This is a genomic window from Staphylococcus sp. 231237_7MaSpsaltlick (assembly GCF_043107035.1).
On sequence record NZ_JBICNX010000004.1, the window covers coordinates 245,081 to 263,750 of the forward strand.

The following is an 18,670-nucleotide window of genomic DNA, read 5'->3' on the forward strand; positions in this document are numbered from 1 at the left end:
TTTAAAGATGGCTACAGAAAAGAAATTTTGGTTTGTTGTTGGATCGCAAGCACTATACGGTGATGAGGCATTAGAGCAAGTGAAGTCAGACGCACAGGTAATGACGACATATTTAAATGAACAGGCTGATTTGCCTTTTAATATTGAATTACAAACACAATTGGCAACAACAGCGGATGCTATTACAAATATTATGAAAGAAGCAAATTATAGAGATGATATTGCAGGTGTTATTACATGGATGCATACATTTTCACCAGCCAAAATGTGGATTAGAGGGACTAAACTCCTGCAAAAACCATTACTACATTTAGCAACACAATTCTATGACAATATTTCCTGGGAAAAAATTGATATGGATTATATGAATTTACATCAATCTGCTCATGGAGATAGAGAGTACGGCTTTATCAATAAAAGGTTGGGCAAACAAAATAAAATCATTTTTGGTCATTGGAAAGATAAAGCGACTCAAGAAGATATTAAGTCATGGATGCGCATCGCTCATGCTTATAATGAGAGTTTCAATCTTAAGGTGGCACGCTTTGGCGACAATATGAGAAATGTTGCAGTTACTGAAGGTGACAAGATAGAAGCACAAATCCAATTTGGTTGGACTGTAGATTACTTTGGAATTGGGGATTTAGTTGCGTATATAGAAGCAGTCAAAGAAGAGGAAATTACAACTCTGTTTGCTGAATATCAGAATCAATATGATTTTGATTACAGAAATAATGATGAAGCACATTTTAATGATTCAGTTAAAGAGCAAATTAAATATGAAATTGCCATTAAACGTTTCTTAGACGCTGGTGGATACACTGCCTTTACAACAAACTTTGAGGACTTACATGGTATGAAACAATTACCAGGTTTAGCTGTACAACGTCTAAATGAACAAGGTTATGGATTTGCAGGTGAAGGTGATTGGAAAACAGCGGCATTGGATAGATTGTTAAAAATCGCTACAGACAATAAAGCGACTGGATTTATGGAAGATTATACGTATGATATGCGAAGTGATAAACAGCAAATTCTAGGTTCGCATATGTTAGAAGTTGATCCGACATTGGCAGCAACTAAACCAAAAATCGTCGTAGATTACTTAGGCATTGGCGATAAGAACGACCCAGCACGCTTGGTGTTCGATGGCCAAGCAGGTGAAGGTGTTGTTGTGACAATGCTTGATTTAGGTACCCACTATAAATTTATCGTTAATGAAATTACTGCCGAAACATTAACAGAGCCGGCTCCGAATTTACCAGTAGCAAGAGTATTATGGCAAGCAAAACCATCACTTGAAACAGGAGTGAGACGCTGGATTGAAGAAGGTGGCGGCCATCATACCGTACTTTCGTTGACGTTAAACTCAGCACAACTAGAGACGTTAATTAAGATGTTTGAAGCAGAGTATGTAGTGATTAAATAATGGATGAATTGTTGTGACATAGATGTATGCGAAAGGTAAAAAGAGGGTGAATGGGATGAAAACAAACAGTAAGGTGTCCAATAGTTTTATTTATTTCTTTGGTGCATTTGGTGGTATTCTATTTGGTTATGACATTGGTGTAATGACTGGTGCTTTACCATTTCTTAGGGAAGATTGGGGTATAGATAGTGGCTTTATTATAGGATTAATTACATCTTCGGTAATGTTAGGTGCTATTTTTGGTGGTATCTTAGCAGGTAGATTATCGGATAAATTAGGGCGTAGAAAAATGATTCTAATTTCCGCATTAATCTTTGTGTTAGGGTCTGTGTTATCCGGCATTGCGCCACATCATGGCGATTATTTCCTAATTATTTCACGTGTTATTTTAGGTTTAGCTGTAGGTGCTGCTTCGGCACTTGTACCAGCATATATGTCTGAGATGGCACCAGCAAAATTCAGAGGTCAATTGTCTGGTTTGAATCAAACGATGATTGTATCAGGTATGTTATTATCTTATATTGTGGATTTCTTGTTACGTGATTTACCGATCGAATTAGGTTGGAGATTGATGTTAGGCATAGCCGCAGTGCCAGCTTTAATACTATTTTTAGGGGTATTAAAATTACCAGAATCTCCTAGATTTTTAATTAAAAATGGAAAGTTTGATGAAGCAAAGCATGTATTAATGAATTTACGAAAAGTGAAACAAGTTGATGCAGAATTTGAGGAAATTAGAAATACGATTTTAACAGAGAATAAAGTGACAACAAATAATACATTAAGTACCTTATTTAATAGTAAATATAAGTATTTGGTAATTGCAGGATTGGGTGTTGCAGCTTTTCAACAATTTCAAGGGGCAAATGCGATATTCTATTATATTCCTCTAATCGTTGAACAAGCGACAGGTAATTCAGCAAGCTCGGCATTATTATGGCCAATTATTCAAGGCGTTATCTTGGTTCTAGGTTCATTACTATTTATTTGGATTGCTGATAAGTTTAATCGACGAACATTGCTCATGCTTGGCGGTACAGTGATGGGATTGTCATTTATATTACCTACAATTATTAATATTGTAATACCTAATGCTAACCCAATTATAATTGTGATATTTTTAAGTATCTACGTAGCCTTCTATTCATTTACATGGGCACCATTGACTTGGGTAATTGTAGGGGAAATATTCCCGTTAACAATTAGAGGATTTGCATCAGGCGTTGCATCTTCATTAAATTGGCTAGGTTCATTTTTAGTTGGATTATTATTCCCGATTATGACGACGCATTTTCCACAAGAAATGGTATTTGCGATATTCGGTATCATCTGTATTTTAGGTGTTATATTTGTTAAAAAATGTGTTCCTGAATCAAGAGGAAAAACATTAGAAGAAATCGAAACATTTTGTGGTACAGAAGAAAAAGTGAAACTTAATAATGTTAACGTTAAAGAAAGTTAATGTTAGCTAGTATAATGGCTTACATGTTAAAGTGCATGTTTAAGATTACAGTTGCAGAGATTGTGACTGTAATCTTTTTTTATTTATCCTAGATGATTTGGGGTATGCTATAGTTAAATTATTGAATGAAAGATTGAGTGCTATAAAATGAGTACTAAACATTATATTTAGGTGAGGTGAATAGAAATGGAGAAATTAGAAGCTTTAAATTTAGATGAGAATGAACGACAAGTGCTTCAACAAATATTCAACAATCGCTATATTTCAAGGATTCAGATATCAAAAAACTTAGAAATCAATAAGGCAACGATATCCAACTTACTTAATAGATTAAAGCTTAAAAAACTCGTTACTGAAGTAGGACAGGGAGATAGTACTAAAAGTGGCGGTAGAAAACCGATTCTATTAGAAGTAAATAAGCACTTTGGTTATACAATTTCGATAGATATCGCATACCATTCGATAGAAATTTTATATAGTTATTTTGATGGGGAGACAATGAAACATCAGTCTGTTCCTCTTGAAAGTAATAAGATGAGTGATATTATTGCAATGATTAAGCAATACGTGAATGCAGATGCATATTATGAAACAGAATTTGGCTTGTTAGGTGTAGCGATATCGGTTCATGGTATTGTTAATGAACAACAAGAAATTATAGATTTGCCGTTTCATGATTTAGAGGATATATCAATCGTTGAAGCGATAAAGCAAGTCACGAATGTGCCAGTTATATTGGAGAATGAAGCCAATCTATCGGCTATTTATGAGAGAGACTATCAAGGCAATCTCGAAATTAATAATCTGATATCTCTTAGTATACATAAAGGTATAGGGGCAGGATTGATCATCGATAAGAAATTATATCGCGGAAATGCGGGACAAGCAGGAGAAATAGGTAAGACTTTGATTTCAAATGTTGCAACAGACGAACCCACATACCTTAAAATTGAAGATTTATGTTCACAAGAAGCAATTATTCAACACTTAACTAAACAACTCAACACCACAATGACAGTAGATAAAGTGAAAAAACACTATGTAGAAGGTGATTATACTGTTACTCAAACATTGGAATTATTCTGTAAGAGAATCGCTGTATTGGTGCACAACTTAAATTCACAAATGAACCCTGAGATGATTTATATCAATTGTCCATTAATCAATGAAATACCTGAATTGCTTGAAAAAATTAAACATGTGTCATGCAAATTTAATTCTAATAATAACAATGTAGCTATAACCTCTAATGTTCAATATGCCACATTAATGGGGGCAGCAATTGCTATTACGCAACAAATACTGGATGTTCATGATATAAAATTAAATTTCAAATAAACAATTTAGCCTTTTAACGATAATGTTAAAAGGTTTTTTTATTTATATTAAGAAAGCGTTTACAAATATCGGCCGAAGTGATATAGTGATTAAAAAGTTAGTTAGTTTATTAAACTAACTAACCAAGTGGAAAACAGGAGGAATGAATCATGACATATTTTGATATTGAAAAAGTACAGTATGAAGGTCCGAAATCAACGAATCCATTTAGTTTTAAATATTATAATGCTTCAGAAAAAATTGGTGACAAAACGATGGCAGAGCATTTGAGATTTAGTGTAGCTTATTGGCATACGTTTACTGCTGATTTATCAGATCCATTTGGAGTGGGAGCTGCTATTAGAGATTGGGATAATTTAAATGATATGGATAAAGCAAAAGCGCGCGTATCTGCAATATTTGAATTTATGGAAAAAACAGGTATTGAATACTTTTGTTTCCATGACATTGATATCGCTCCTGAAGGAAAAAACTTAGAAGAATCAAATGAAAATTTAGATGTGATAGTTAAATTGATAAAAGAAAAAATGGATGAAACAGGTAAAAAATTATTATGGAATACAACGAACAACTTCACACATGAACGCTTTGTTCATGGTGCGGCTACATCATCAAACGCTGACGTATTTGCATATGCTGCAGCAAAGGTCAAAAAGTCATTAGAAATTGCGAAAACGTTAAATGCGGAAAACTTTGTATTTTGGGGTGGTAGAGAAGGCTACGAAAGTCTGCTAAATACCGATATGAAATTAGAGTTAGATAATTTAGCTAAGTTCTTTAAAATGGCTATCGCTTATGCAGAGGAAATTGGTTTTAAAGGTCAATTCTTAATCGAACCTAAGCCGAAAGAACCAACAACACATCAATATGATACAGATGTAGCAACGGCACATGCATTTTTACAAAAGTACAATTTAGATCATGTATTTAAATTCAATATTGAGGCCAATCACGCAACATTAGCGGGTCATTCTTTCCAACATGAACTAAGATATGCACGTGATAACCAATTGCTAGGCTCAGTAGATGCCAACCAAGGTCATCCTCAATTAGGGTGGGATACTGATGAATTTCCTACGGATGTCTATGACACTACACTTGCCATGTATGAAATTTTGAAAAATGGTGGATTAACGCCAGGTGGCTTGAACTTTGATGCTAAACCACGTCGTACCTCTTTCAAACAAGAGGACTTGGTATTAACACATATTGCAGGTATGGATGCCTTCGCTTTAGGTCTAAGAGTTGCGCATCAAATGATTGAAGATAACTTTTTTGAAAATATAGTAAGTGAAAAGTATGTATCTTATCAAAGTGGAATTGGTCAAAAAATTCTAAACGGCGAAGTCACATTTAAAGAGTTAGAAAAATATGCTTTAACACTTACTGAAATTACAAATGAGTCGGATCATTTAGAAGTAATAAAGTCACAAATTAATCAATATATTTTAAATATTAATAGTAAAGGTTGATTGCGATGAACAATGTCATTGGTATGGATATTGGTACGAGTGGATTGAAGACAATTGTAGTTGATGGGTATGGACAAGTAATCGATAGTTATAGTGTTGAATATAAGACCGAACATCCACACACAGGATATAGCGAAATAAATCCGAATATTTGGTATGAAGCTGCTTTGGAAAGCTTAGCCTATGTCTTTGGAAAATATAAGTCCTCTGAAATAGCAGGACTTAGTTTTTCAGGGCAAATGCATGGTTTAGTGGTAGTCGATAAGCAAGGTGAAGTGATTAGACCGGCTATTTTATGGAATGACACTAGAACGCATAAAGAAGTCGAATGGATAAAATCTGAATTAGGTTTATCGCTACTATTAAAAGAAACGCAAAACACAGTTTTAGAAGGATTTACTTTACCTAAACTTATATGGTTGAAAAATAATGAACCAGAGCATTATCAACAAATAGATCGATTTATGTTACCTAAAGATTATGTTGCTTATAAATTAACTGGCAATATTTTCACGGAACCATCAGATGCATCTGGAACAATAATGTTTAATGTCAAAAAGGGTCAATGGTCTACAACCATATTAGATAAATTAGAAATAAATCCACACATCTGTCCTGACATCATACCTTCACATGGCTATAATGGTGCGATAAAAGAATCGATTATGCAAAAACTAAATGTAAATGGTGATATAAAGGTTTATCAAGGTGGTGCAGATAATGCTTGCGGTGCTTTAGGTGCAGGTATTACTGATGCACAAAAGCGTTTAGTAAGTATTGGTACATCTGGAGTTGCATTAGCTATTCAAAATGATAAGACTTATGAAAATGACGGTAAGGTACATTACTTCCATCATTGTGTACCAGAACAAAAGTACATAATGGGTGTTACTTTATCTGCAGGTTATAGTTTGCAATGGTTGAAAAATGTATTGAATAGTAAAGAAAACTTTGATCATTTTTTAAAGGAAATCACATCATCTCAGAAAGGTTCAAATGGGCTGTTATATACACCCTATTTATTAGGAGAACGTACACCTTATAATGATTCTTCAGTAAGAGGCAGTTTTATAGGATTAGATGCGAATACAACTATGGCAGATATGAAAAGAGCGGTGTTAGAAGGTGTAACTTTTTCAATAAAAGATAGTTTGGAAATTATCAAAAATGATGTACATGATAGTAGAGAAATTGTATCAATCGGTGGCGGTGCAAAAAATAAGACATGGTTGCAAATACAGGCGGATATTTTTGATACTGACATCACTACGAGAACAGAAGAACAAGGTCCAGCATATGGTGCGGCAATGTTAGCTGCGATGGGAGTGGGCTGGTTTGATTCTTTCAAAGAACTTAGCGCTGCTTGGATTGCATACAATGATTCCATATCAAGTAATAAAGCAGACGTTCAAATGTATAAAGACATTTATAACGTATATACAGAAGTTTATGAGAATACACAAGCATTGTCGAAAAAGTTAGTTCAATTTAAGTAGTGTTAAGGGGATGGGAGCATGTCATCTTATAATAATAAGAAATTTATTTTTACAATTGCACTAATTGCTACATTAGGTGGTTTGTTATTTGGGTATGATACGGCAGTGATATCAGGTGCTGAACAATCGTTGCAACGTTATTTAACAGCTCAATATGGTAGTTTTATTCATGGAATGACAGTATCTAGTGCGCTCATTGGATGCGTGATAGGAGGGTTTTTATCTTCGTATTTTTCTAGTCGATTTGGCAGAAAACGATCGTTACAAATTGCAGCGATACTGTTTATTATCTCTGCATTATTGTCAGGTTACCCAGAATTTATATTTTTCGAACCAGGACAAGCCAGTTTAGGATTATTATTGACGTTTAATTTTTATCGTATATTAGGTGGAATTGGTGTTGGATTAGCGTCTGCGATTTCTCCAATGTATATCAGTGAAATTTCACCCTCTTCTATCCGAGGTACATTAGTATCTTGGAATCAATTTGCAATTATTTTTGGTATGTTAGTGGTTTATTTTGTGAATTATGGCATAACGTTTGGGCAAAGCCAAGCGTGGATAGATCATGTTGGTTGGCGCTACATGTTTATGACCGCAGCAATTCCAGCTGTAGTTTTCTTTCTGTTATTATTTTTAGTACCGGAAACACCTCGATATCTGACATTAATGAATAAAAATGAAGCGGCATTAACTGTGTTGAACAGAATTTATAATTCAAAGAACCATGCACAAACAGTATTAAATGAAATATTGTCGACTAAAAATAAGACAAAGGATGTCAAAGCACCGTTATTTAGCTTTGGTAAAGCAGTAGTGATTATTGGTATTGTACTATCAATATTCCAACAATTTATAGGTATTAATGTTGCATTATATTATGCGCCGCGTATCTTTGAAAATTTAGGTGCAGGAAGTAACGCATCAATGATACAAACAGTAGTTATGGGGCTTGTGAATGTTATTTTTACAATCATTGCAATCATATATGTTGATAAATTTGGCAGAAAACCACTACTGATGATTGGTTCATTAGGGATGGCCATAGGTATGATAGGAATGAGTCTGTTAACTGCAAATGGTGCTTTCGGAGTAATTACGTTAGTGTTTATGGTTGTCTATACGGCATCATTTATGATGAGTTGGGGACCGATTATTTGGGTGTTATTGTCTGAAATATTCCCTAATAGAATTAGAAGTTCAGCTATGGCTATTGCAGTAGCAGTACAGTGGTTAGCTAACTTTACCATCACATCTACTTATCCATTTATGATGGATATCAGTGGAACGATGACATATGGATTCTATGCTTTAATGAGTATACTATCAGGTATATTTATTTGGAAATTTATCCCTGAGACTAAAGGTAAGACATTAGAGCAAATAGAAGCAATATGGAAATCATAAATTTTATAAAGTGAAATATTAATTTGTATGCTTCAGATAAATGATAACCTTCGTTTATATCTGAAGCATATTTTTATGCTTTTTAAATACTAAAATAATATGAATTGACAAATATTGTATAAAGATTATGCTTATTTATAAGTTGATTAAAAATTCCAAGGGGAAGAAGGGGTAACAATGATGAATATTGGTATTGTTGGTGCAGGGAAAATTGTTAAAGAAGCATTGCCTGTATTGGAACAAGTTTCTGGCGTTGTATTTCAAAGCATTGTCACGACGGGAAGAAATCCACAAAATGTTAATGAATTACAAAAACAATTTAATATCAAAGAGGTATATGAAAATTATACTCAATTTTTAGAGGATGAAGATTTAGAGGTGGTCTATATTGCTGTGCCGAATCATTTGCACTACTATTATGCACAGCAAGCGATAGAGCACGGTAAACATGTCATTTGTGAAAAGCCTTTTACACTTACCAAGGTAGAACTTGAAACTTTAAAAGAACTCGCAGAAGCGAAACAAGTGATTATTACAGAAGCAATCACGAATCTTTATTTAGGCAATTATGATGTCTTGAAACATACACTCCAAGAAATTGGAGATATCAAGCTTGCCCAGTTTAACTATTCTCAATACTCTTCAAGATATGATAATTTTAAGCAAGATATAATTCAACCAGCATTTAATCCAGAAATGGGTGGTGGCGCGTTAATGGATATCAATGTCTATAATGTCCATTTAGCAGTGGGGTTATTTGGCAAACCTAAGGGTGTTGCATACTTTGCAAATGTTGAGAAAAATATAGATACATCAGGTATCTTGCAATTAGATTATGATAATTTAAAAGTAGTCTGTATCGGCGCAAAGGACTCTAGTTCTGATAACCATTCCTATATTCAAGGTGATCAGGCAACGATACACATTGAAGGTCCAACGAACGAATTACAATCATTTGAAGTTAATCACATTGGTGGCGGAACACAGCTTTACCAATTAAACCAATTTGAACATCGTATGCATGAGGAATTTGTAAAAATAATAAAAATGATTCAGGATAAAGATGATGTCTTAGCTAAACGTCAATTAGAACATAGTATAGCTGTCGTTGAAGTCCTAGAGTCAGCATTAGACAGTGCAAATATAACAATTGGACCTTCAAAGTCATAATCAAATACAATAATTATCATAGATAGCATAAAACTAAGGTAGTTTACTTTCAGTATCGAATGAACACTATATCAATCATAGATATGTGCTTGCGTTCAATAGTGAGGTAAACTACCTTATTCATTTTCATCATTTAATTGTTTAAGATATGTTGGTGAATTTCAGCTTCAATATCTTGATAAACACGCATGAATGGTACATTCGTCTGTAATGCAGCGCGTTTAACATCTTCAAATTCTGGCTTCGCTTTAATAATTTGGTTGTTTAATAAACCTAGCTTTACTGTAATAACACCATATTTTGTTGTTAGTGATTGGAACTGTCGAACTAGAGTTTGGCGTTGAATAGTGCTACTGCGCACGCCTAGTGTTGTCGTGTGCTGTAATAGATAGTCTTCAAATTCTGCAGCATCTTCAATTCTACAGATCATTGTAATTAATGTAGCTGGGCGACTTTTTTTCATAATTATAGGTGTGTAATATACATCTAAAGCCCCTTTGTTGAATAAAGCTTGTAGCAGAAAACCAAGTGATTCTGCAGTCATATCATCAATTTGACATTCTAATTGTTGAACGTAATTAGGTGTAGTATCTTTAGTTGTATTAGTAGTATTTAGCGACGCTTTATTTTCTGTAAATTCAATTACTCTCATAATGTTAGGGAAATCAAAGTCCTTGTTACCGCCACCATAGCCGATACGATTTATTGTCAGATTTGGCATAGGTCCTATATCCTTTACCAACGCTTTGATAAACCCAGCCCCAGTTGGTGTAGTTAATTCTGCAGCAACATCGAAATGTGCAAGTGGAACACCAGTTAATATTTCAGCAGTCGCTGGGGCAGGAATGGGATAAATACCATGAGCAATATTGATTCTTCCATGACCAGTCGGGATAGGAGAGGCATAGAGATTATCAATTGCTAAACTTTCTAAAGCGAGACAACTGCCAATGATATCAATAATTGAATCCATTGCGCCTACTTCATGGAAATGTACGTCATTAACATTCATGCCGTGTATCTTTGCCTCAGCTTGTGCAATAACCTCAAAGACACTGTTACTGCGTTCCTTTACACGCTGTGGTAAGTCACTATTGTTAATAATTTGATAAATATCTTTTGCTTTGCGGTGGTGATGGGATTCTTCGAAATCAATTGTTAACGTCAACGCTTGTATACCTTTCTTATCCTTTTTAGAAAAATGCAATTCAAAGTGATTTAGAGGAAGTGACTTTAACTGATTGATAATATAGTCTGCATCTGCCCCCAAGTCCACCAATGCTGAGAGAAACATATCACCTGCAATTCCTGCATGACAATCTAAATAAAGTGATTTCACCATAGCGATTCCTCCGATTGTTGTTCTTGTTCGAGCATGTGGATCAGCATGGCTGCATTATATCCGCCACCGAAGCCATTATCTATATTTAATACACTTGTTCCAGGTGCACATGAATTAATCATTGCTAGTAATGTGGTAATACCATTTAAATTTGCGCCATAGCCGATACTAGTTGGTACGGCATAGACTGGATGGTCTACTAGGCCTGAAATAACACTAGATAATGCACCTTCCATGCCAGCGATAACGATAGATACTTTGCAATTACGAATGGTTTCAATATGATCAAATAAACGATGGATACCAGATACACCAACATCATATACTCGTTCAATTTCTGTACCCATGACTTGAGCAGTCAGTGCTGCTTCTTCAGCGATAGGTAAATCAGAAGTTCCAGCACAGATGATGGCTGCCTTGTATGTTGATTTAGGTATAGATGCAATCGGTGTTGTTAACACTTTAGCTTGTTCATCATATTCAAGCTGTGGATAGTGATTTAGGACATGGTTCGCTTTATCTGCGTCAATTCTTGTTACTAAAATAATTTCTTTGTTTGATAATAATGTTTGAATGATGTCAGTTATTTGCTGTGCAGTTTTTCCTTCACCGAATATAACTTCTGGAAATCCTTGTCGGTGTTTGCGATGTAAATCAACCTTTGCAAAACCAATATCATTGTATTGCTTCAATTGTTTCATAGCCGATGCTACGGAGAGTGTATTAGACTGTACCGCCGTCAAAAGTGTTTCAATGGTTTTCTCGTTTTCAGTCATTTATAGACCACCTTTTTGCAGTTTAGGATATGTGATAATCAGTATTGATTACTTCGTTCATACTACCTGTACGATAACCTTCTAAATCAACTGTGACATAATCGAAACCAAATTCCTTTAAGTGTAAGGCAATTTCATTTCTATGTGTTATAACTGTTTGTATCGCTTCGTCATCTACTTCAACTCGTGCAATATTATTATGATATCGAACACGGACATGCTCAATTCCAAGGCTGGCAATATATTTTTCGGCTTCGTTCACTTTATTGACTTTACTAAAGGTTAATGGCTCACCATATGGAATACGTGAAGCAAGGCTACATAGTGCTGGCTTGTTCCACACTGGAAGATGGTATTGCTTGCTAAGTTTACGAATTTCATCTTTATATAATGTAGCTTCTTGTAATACACTACGAACATTAAATTCGGTTCTTGCCTTTAGTCCAGGTCTAAAGTCAGCTAAATCATCCATAATCATCCCATCTAGCACATAATCAAAGCGATATAAGTCACGTAAACGTTCGAGCTCACCATACAGTAGACGCTTACTGTGATACCAACTTTCAGGTGTGTTTTTGATAATATATGGATCCTCTAATTCTGCAATTTCAGTTTCTATAATTTCTACATTTAAAGACTTTCCTAATGTTCTTGCTGCATTAAATTCTTCCTCTCTGAATAATTCGGATTTAACGATTACACCTTTAACATTGTACTTACCTAAGACATCTATGGCTTTCTTTAAGACGAAACTACTATCTACTCCACCTGAAAATGCAACTAAAACAGTACCTAGTGGCTTTATAATTTCTGTTAACTTTTGGTCTTTTTCTATAATTGTTTGTTGGTCCATCATTGTATCCTCCTCAGTATAATTACTCAACGTATGGAATAGTCAATGGTCCTAAGGGCATAACGCCAATAGTCATATCAGGGCCATATTTTTCTCTCAGTTGAGCTAATGTTTCCTTAATATCATTTACTGGATGTAACATAGCATCTGTAGTTTGTTGGGCGGTAAGTGTTGAATAGAGATATACATCAGCAAATGTTTGAATAACGGCTTGCTTTTGTACTTGCCATTGGTCTAGCATTCCGAATTTAGGGTCATTTATCATATCCAATAACCCTTGAGGCGAATCTGCCATTTTTAAAATTTCAGCGAAGTTACCGTGGTTTGGGTAACCATCACTGCATTCAGAGAACATAATAATACTGCCACCTTCTTTAACCACTTTATGTGCAGCACTCATCCCTTTAACTGTCTGATATAAATTTTGATCTAAAGGATAACCAGAATTCGAAGCAATCACCACATCAAACCGTTCTTGGCATTTAAACATGGCGTGTGATTTTGCGTAATCACATCCAACGTCATGTGCTTCGTATAGTTCACCAGCAAAAACAGCAGTGATATCTTTAGATTTATTTAAAGTGACATTGAGCATGAAATCCGGTTTACACATTGCATTAATTTCCCGGGTCATATCTTGTACTGGATTATCTTCCATATTGCCCCATGTGGATCGCATATCTCCAATCATTTTAGCGTTATGGAAGGTCATTATTGTTTCAATACCAGCAATGCCAGGCATGATTCCCTTAGGGCCACCTGAGAAACCGGCGAAAAAGTGTGGTTCGATAAAGCCTGTAACTATTTTAAAGTCAGCATCGACATAATCTTTATTTAAATATACATCACAACCATATTTACTATGACCCACTTTTTTTAAACTAGACTTGTCATTACAATGATTATGTACGATATTTACTGAGTCTACGATATCTTCGCCCAACATTTGAATCAGTTCTTCTCGGGTTTGATCTCTATGAGTTCCCGTGCCGTTAATAATGACAAAATTTTCTGTTGGAACATGCTTTAGACAATTCATAATCAAAGGAACAAGGATATGATTGGGGGTAGGTCTTGTGATATCACTAATAACAATTGCTACTGTCTGATTAGATTTAACCATTGTTGATAGTGGGGGTGTGCCTATTGGTGATGCTAAGGCCTCTTGAATTACCCGTTCAGGTTGATTCAGAGCAGGTTGGTCAGTGGGTTCTATTCGAACTGTGTGATCAGGCAAATCTAATTCGACACTAGATTTGCCATATAATATATTGGCTTTCATTTGTGATGACCTCCTTATTTATCACAACAGGGTAATTCGTTGCGATTTATGTTTATGCGCTATCATTAGCACTATGTTTTGGAATAGAAAAAGGTAGAGACAATATTTTTGGTTATTCCTTGTAAAAGTTGTTCCGAAATAGCGAGTGTATCAGCCAATGATTTTGGTCCATTGACTAAACTAAATGCGCTTAGAATGCCGTGCTCGTGAAGCTTTTCTATAGCAATATCTACGGTGCCTCCAATTAAGATGACTGGGACATTAAATCGTTGTGCGCATCGTGCAACCCCTATGGGTGTCTTGCCATATAAACTTTGATGGTCAATCTTTCCTTCACCCGAGAGTATTAAATCAGCATCAGCTAAATAGGAAGTTAATTTACTGTATTCAATTACAACGTCTATACCATTACGAAATTCACACGGGAAAAAGGCTTTGAAAGCACCACCCAAACCACCTGCTGCCCCCGCGCCAGGGAAATCATGGATATGAATATTTACCTGTGATTCAACGATATTAGCAAAATGTAATAAATTATTATCGAGAAGTTGTAATTCTGTATCCGAAGCCCCTTTTTGTTTACCAAAGACGAACGAAGCCCCTTCAGGTCCAACCAAGGGATTGTTAACATCACTAGCGATAATAAAGGATGCTTTAGCAATTCGATTATCGAATGTAGATAAATTAATAGAATCTAGATCTGCTAGCGACCCACCTCCAAATGAGATTGCATTACCTTGTGCATCTAAGAGTTGAGCCCCTAATGCCTGTAACATGCCTGCACCTGCATCATTTGTAGCTGAGCCTCCAATTGCTAATATAAATTGTTGGTATCCTTTATTTAATGCTGATAATATCAATTCCCCTGTACCAAATGTTGTTGTTTCTAAAGCATTGAGTTGCGATTCATTGAGGTGTCTGAGTCCAGATGCTTCAGCCATTTCCACTATACAAGTTTTACCATCACCTAATACACCATAAGTAGCCTGTACCTGTTCACCTATAGGGCCAGTAACAGATTCCGTAAATAGTTGACCATTGGTAGCATTGATAAGTGCTTCCATAGTTCCTTCACCACCGTCGCCCATTGGTAATGACTGCACTGTGGCATTAGGATAGAGTGAGGTGATGCTGTTGTGCATTAACTTTGTAACTGTGGTAGCAGACATACTACCTTTAAATGAATCGGGTGCGAGTATGATATTCACATGCAAACCCTCCTTGAAAACGTTTACTATTGTTTGTTATTCTATTGTATCGATTTTAATTGTCAGAAAATAGAGTTAAAATATACAAATATAAAGCATATATTTTGTATATAAATGATAGGTTGTGAGTGGATGGAAATATTAACTGAGGAAATAGCGGCATTGATTGTAGAGGAAACAGTAAATCGCACAGGCAGTAATATTAATATAATGAACTATAACGGAGAAATTCTTGCTTCATATAATAAAGAAAGAATCGGGACGATACATTATGGAGCGAAACGTGCTATTGAATTGGAACAGACTATTACTTTAACTGAGACAGAGTGTAAAGAATTAGAAGGTACACAACCAGGTATCAATTTGCCAATTATTTTTCAAGATGAGATTGTGGGCGTGATCGGGTTAACAGGTAATCCTGCACAGTTAACACAAATTGCAGATGTAGTTAAGATGTCTACAGAGCTATTGTTATCACAAAGTTATTTTACTTATGAATTAGAAGGTAATATTCGTAGTCAAGAGTTACTAATTGAGGAATTACTTAAGGGCGAACCTTCGAAGACGTTTATTAGATACCTAATACAACAATTAAATGTAGAATTATTAACATTACGGAAATGTATTATCATTAATATAGAAAAGCAAATATTTTCAAAAAATAGTATCGTTCGTATGCTTTCTACGAGAATAAATAGACAATCATTTGTAATCGCATTTACTAATTATAATCGCATTGTCATCTTAATTACTGATGATGATAAGACGAAGCTAAATGATAAAATAACCCAAATATATCAAGTGTTTACTCAATTGAATTTAGCAATTGAAATGGCATCTAGTCTTGTATTTACGAGTTTAAATGATTTTAAAAAAGCATATGAAGAATGTGAATTAGTATTTATGTTAAATGAACATGAGCGAGCAGTTGTCTCATTTGAAGATGTTGAAGCACAAACATTGTTATATCAAATTAATAAAGAAATTAGAATGCGTTATAGAAAAAGAATATTAGCCGATATTGATAATCAAACGATTGAAACTTTACAGTCGTTTTTCGAGCATAATTTGAATATTGCACAAACTGCTAAGGCCTTGTATATTCACCGCAATACTTTGTTGTATCGTTTAGCAAAATGTCAGCAAATCACTGGACTTAATCCAAGAATATATAATGATGCTGTTAAGTTACAACTTGCGATGTGGTGTTAATAAGTTGACTATACATACATAATCTTAGGTTAACAGTTGATAGATGTATTCCTACAATAACCTTATATAAGTTGAACATGAAAAGTGTCTTAGCTGATATAGATTTGTTCGCTATAACCAATGATTAAATAAAAAACTGCCGACACATGTATAAAGCATTGTCGGCAGTTAAATTATGATATAAATGGTTTAAAAATCTTGTGATGTCGTTTCTATTTCCGGTTGTTTTGCTGGAGCACGTTTGGTCTTTATCAATATATAACTCGTATTTAAAATGACAAAACCTAATCCAATAAATGCGGATATACGTGTATCTGGATTGAATAACATACCAATTACGACCGCTATTAACATAATAACTGTAATGATGTTTGAATAGGGTGCAAAAGGCATCTTAAATGGATGATCTTTTATTTGTTCCTTTTTACGGAAACCAATATGACTTAGTAAGATTGCAAACCATGGTACAAATCCTGGAATTACACCTGCACTGTAAACATAAACGAACAGGTTCGTATCCTTACCTAAGATTAATGGCAAGACAATACTTAATACTACGCCGCCAACGATTCCACTACATACAGCAATGACTGCGTAGTGTGGGACGCCGTTCTTGTTGACTTTCTTAAAGATGCGTGGCGCTTGATCTTGTTCAGCGAGTGTATACAATAATCGACTTGTACTAAAGATGCCTGAATTACAACCAGACATTGCAGCTGTAATTACAACAAAGTTTATAATGGCTGCCGCTGCAGTAATTCCAACTTTCGCAAATGTTAATACAAATGGTGAACCAAGAGAACTTATTTCATCCCATGGATAAACTGAAACAATAATAAATATTGAACCGATATAAAATATTAGTATTCGGTAAACTACACTATTGACTGATTTTTTAATCGTTGTTTGTGGATCTTTGGCTTCTCCAGCTGTAGTACCAATTAATTCAATTCCAACATAAGAACCAAATACAATTGAAAGTGAGAAGAAGAATCCACTGAAACCATTGGTGAAGAAACCGCCATTAGACCAAAGGTTGGTGATACCAACTGGGTTAAAACCATTTCCAAAACCAAAAATGATAATACCTAAACCAGCTACAATCATTAAGATAATAGTGATTACCTTGATTAAAGCAAACCAAAACTCAAATTCACCAAACCATTTTACAGAAATTAAATTGGCCGATAATAATATAATAACGGCAATTAATCCTGGTATCCAAATTGGTAAATCTGGCCACCAGAATTTCATATAGGTGCCGACAGCAATGACTTCACTCATCCCGACGACTATCCAGTTAAAAATACTACTACTTGCTGTTATGTATCCAAACGAAGGGTGAATGTATTCAGTCGCAAACTTAGCAAAAGAGCCAGTCTCCGGATATGTATATACCATTTCTCCAAGCGCTCTCATAATTAAAAATACAAATATTCCTGCTATCATATATGAAATTAATACCGATGGACCAGTCCACTTTATGGTACTTGAAGCTCCCATAAATAATGCAACCCCTATGGTTCCCCCTAAGGCTATCATCTGTATCTGTCTAGATGATAAATCTCTTTTTAATTCAGTTTTCATAAGAATTCTCCTGTTTAATATATTTATATAATTATTAACTTAATAAACCCCTTTGGAAAGTTAATGTAATTATTATATCATTTGTTAAAGATATTAATCTAATATTGATATGTAATAATATGAAAAAATTACTGAAAATTTTGATTATATAAAGGACTAATGTACGTGTATTATAGTGAATTTTGAGAATCTAACAGTTTATATTCTGTAAAACAGTAAATAAATATAATTCGATATCCGTATTAGACTATAGAAAGATTATTTAGAATAAAAGCTAAAATCACTTTACAAAATTACTAGTAATAAATATAATTAAATTAAGTTATTGCTTAATAATTCTATAATTTAATTATAAATATTTTTAAGACGAAACGTTTCTATAGCATATATCAGCACAAATAATATACCGGTATTGAATTGTTGAGTAATGACAATCAAGGGTAGATGCATTTATTCCTGAATTTTATAGATTTATGAGGAGGTATGCAGTATGTAAGCATATGATTCCTATAATTGTAGTTATTTAATTAAATTAGTATTTCGATAATAGATATTTTGTACGAACTGAATATTTATTCCTCAAACGTTATGAGTTGTAAAGATAACAAACCTGCCACTTCTTCCCAATTCTAATGA

14 protein-coding genes are annotated in these 18,670 nt (G+C 34.5%); 8 read left to right on the plus strand and 6 right to left on the minus strand.

The window, feature by feature from the left end; genetic code table 11:
* Window positions 1-7: 7 nt before the first annotated feature.
* The 7 genes from araA (at window position 8) to ACF91D_RS09650 (ending at window position 9,774) form a co-directional block, all read left to right on the plus strand.
* Window positions 8-1,429, plus strand: a complete 1,422-nt coding sequence (gene araA / locus ACF91D_RS09620; RefSeq protein WP_042740495.1) for an L-arabinose isomerase — start codon at window positions 8-10, stop codon at window positions 1,427-1,429.
* Window positions 1,430-1,484: 55 nt separating this feature from the next.
* Window positions 1,485-2,891, plus strand: coding sequence for a sugar porter family MFS transporter (locus ACF91D_RS09625; RefSeq protein ID WP_107526862.1), 1,407 nt, complete (start codon window positions 1,485-1,487; stop codon window positions 2,889-2,891).
* 186 nt (window positions 2,892-3,077) lie between these two features.
* Window positions 3,078-4,229, plus strand: a complete 1,152-nt coding sequence (locus tag ACF91D_RS09630) for an ROK family protein (protein WP_107512147.1) — start codon at window positions 3,078-3,080, stop codon at window positions 4,227-4,229.
* A gap of 149 nt (window positions 4,230-4,378) precedes the next feature.
* Window positions 4,379-5,701 carry a xylose isomerase gene (xylA, locus tag ACF91D_RS09635; RefSeq protein WP_107526863.1) on the plus strand — a complete coding sequence of 441 codons (1,323 nt, stop codon included), beginning with the start codon at window positions 4,379-4,381 and terminating at the stop codon, window positions 5,699-5,701.
* 5 nt (window positions 5,702-5,706) lie between these two features.
* Window positions 5,707-7,197 carry a xylulokinase gene (gene xylB / locus ACF91D_RS09640; protein WP_107526864.1) on the plus strand — a complete coding sequence of 497 codons (1,491 nt, stop codon included), beginning with the start codon at window positions 5,707-5,709 and terminating at the stop codon, window positions 7,195-7,197.
* A gap of 18 nt (window positions 7,198-7,215) precedes the next feature.
* Entirely contained in the window at window positions 7,216-8,604 is a 1,389-nt protein-coding gene (gene xylE, locus ACF91D_RS09645; RefSeq protein WP_042740490.1) for a D-xylose transporter XylE, read from the plus strand.
* A 180-nt stretch (window positions 8,605-8,784) separates the two neighbouring features.
* The gene (locus ACF91D_RS09650) at window positions 8,785-9,774 is read left to right on the plus strand and encodes a Gfo/Idh/MocA family protein (RefSeq protein WP_107526865.1); all 990 of its coding nucleotides are present in this window, start codon (window positions 8,785-8,787) and stop codon (window positions 9,772-9,774) included.
* A 133-nt stretch (window positions 9,775-9,907) separates the two neighbouring features.
* Here the strand turns inward: ACF91D_RS09650 and larC are convergent, their stop codons facing one another.
* From larC to ACF91D_RS09675, 5 genes are all read right to left on the minus strand, one after another.
* A complete protein-coding gene (gene larC, locus ACF91D_RS09655; protein ID WP_107526866.1) occupies window positions 9,908-11,116 on the minus strand; it encodes a nickel pincer cofactor biosynthesis protein LarC in 1,209 nt (402 codons plus the stop codon).
* Complete coding sequence (larB, locus tag ACF91D_RS09660; RefSeq protein ID WP_107526867.1) at window positions 11,110-11,892, minus strand: nickel pincer cofactor biosynthesis protein LarB; 783 nt, start codon at window positions 11,890-11,892, stop codon at window positions 11,110-11,112. Before larB ends, larC begins: the two co-directional genes overlap by 7 nt.
* Window positions 11,893-11,914: 22 nt before the next feature.
* Entirely contained in the window at window positions 11,915-12,745 is an 831-nt protein-coding gene (larE, locus tag ACF91D_RS09665) for an ATP-dependent sacrificial sulfur transferase LarE (RefSeq protein WP_371130092.1), read from the minus strand.
* Between the two features lie 22 nt (window positions 12,746-12,767).
* Window positions 12,768-14,027: a nickel-dependent lactate racemase gene (gene larA / locus ACF91D_RS09670; RefSeq protein WP_107526868.1), complete on the minus strand. Its 1,260-nt coding sequence runs from the start codon at window positions 14,025-14,027 to the stop codon at window positions 12,768-12,770.
* Between the two features lie 71 nt (window positions 14,028-14,098).
* Entirely contained in the window at window positions 14,099-15,235 is a 1,137-nt protein-coding gene (locus ACF91D_RS09675) for a glycerate kinase (RefSeq protein WP_107526869.1), read from the minus strand.
* A gap of 132 nt (window positions 15,236-15,367) precedes the next feature.
* Here ACF91D_RS09675 and ACF91D_RS09680 point away from each other — a divergent pair, with 132 nt between their 5' ends.
* Window positions 15,368-16,447, plus strand: a complete 1,080-nt coding sequence (locus tag ACF91D_RS09680; protein WP_107526870.1) for a CdaR family transcriptional regulator — start codon at window positions 15,368-15,370, stop codon at window positions 16,445-16,447.
* Between the two features lie 189 nt (window positions 16,448-16,636).
* On the opposite strand, the gene ACF91D_RS09685 is transcribed toward ACF91D_RS09680, so the two are convergent.
* Complete coding sequence (locus ACF91D_RS09685; RefSeq protein WP_107589118.1) at window positions 16,637-18,034, minus strand: amino acid permease; 1,398 nt, start codon at window positions 18,032-18,034, stop codon at window positions 16,637-16,639.
* Window positions 18,035-18,670 lie beyond the last annotated feature (636 nt).

Bases quoted from the DNA above. Each gene is read 5' to 3' on its own strand.
- ACF91D_RS09685 (WP_107589118.1), bottom strand. From the start codon at position 18,034: ATGAAAACTGAATTAAAAAGAGATTTATCATCTAGACAGATACAGATG.
- xylB (WP_107526864.1), top strand. From the start codon at position 5,707: ATGAACAATGTCATTGGTATGGATATTGGTACGAGTGGATTGAAGACA.
- larA (WP_107526868.1), bottom strand. From the start codon at position 14,027: ATGAAAGCCAATATATTATATGGCAAATCTAGTGTCGAATTAGATTTG.
- larC (WP_107526866.1), bottom strand. From the start codon at position 11,116: ATGGTGAAATCACTTTATTTAGATTGTCATGCAGGAATTGCAGGTGAT.
- larE (WP_371130092.1), bottom strand. From the start codon at position 12,745: ATGGACCAACAAACAATTATAGAAAAAGACCAAAAGTTAACAGAAATT.
- xylE (WP_042740490.1), top strand. From the start codon at position 7,216: ATGTCATCTTATAATAATAAGAAATTTATTTTTACAATTGCACTAATT.
- ACF91D_RS09625 (WP_107526862.1), top strand. From the start codon at position 1,485: ATGAAAACAAACAGTAAGGTGTCCAATAGTTTTATTTATTTCTTTGGT.
- araA (WP_042740495.1), top strand. From the start codon at position 8: ATGGCTACAGAAAAGAAATTTTGGTTTGTTGTTGGATCGCAAGCACTA.
- ACF91D_RS09680 (WP_107526870.1), top strand. From the start codon at position 15,368: ATGGAAATATTAACTGAGGAAATAGCGGCATTGATTGTAGAGGAAACA.
- ACF91D_RS09630 (WP_107512147.1), top strand. From the start codon at position 3,078: ATGGAGAAATTAGAAGCTTTAAATTTAGATGAGAATGAACGACAAGTG.
- ACF91D_RS09650 (WP_107526865.1), top strand. From the start codon at position 8,785: ATGAATATTGGTATTGTTGGTGCAGGGAAAATTGTTAAAGAAGCATTG.
- xylA (WP_107526863.1), top strand. From the start codon at position 4,379: ATGACATATTTTGATATTGAAAAAGTACAGTATGAAGGTCCGAAATCA.
- larB (WP_107526867.1), bottom strand. From the start codon at position 11,892: ATGACTGAAAACGAGAAAACCATTGAAACACTTTTGACGGCGGTACAG.